This is a genomic window from Adlercreutzia equolifaciens (assembly GCF_029076695.1).
Lineage (GTDB): Bacteria > Actinomycetota > Coriobacteriia > Coriobacteriales > Eggerthellaceae > Adlercreutzia > Adlercreutzia equolifaciens_A.
In genome coordinates, this window is sequence record NZ_JARFIK010000517.1 from 1 (window position 1) to 293 (window position 293).

General features: G+C 59.4%; 1 pseudogene. It reads left to right on the forward strand.

The features are described 5' to 3' along the window. Positions 1-104: 104 nt before the first annotated feature. Positions 105-293: pseudogene (locus PZH32_RS13430) on the forward strand (Hsp70 family protein); the annotation flags it as partial.

Below are 293 nucleotides of genomic sequence, written 5' to 3' on the forward strand. Positions count from 1 at the left end.
GTTCGTTCAGGTAGATAGCACTTCGACGCGCAAGTACAACGGCAGCGGCCTTGGTCTTGCCCTTGTGCGGGAATATGCCGAGCAGCAAGGATTTACTGTTAGCGTTGAAAGCGCCTTGGGTCATCCAACTGGAAATCACCGAGCCCGTTATGCCCGTAAGCCTCAATATCGAAGTGCCGGGCGGTCGCACGGAGCGCGTTATCGCCCAAGGCGTTCGCCTGCCGTTCCACCATACGGCGCTCTACTCGACGGCGGACGCCCACCAGATGGCCGCCGAGTTCCATATCGTCCTG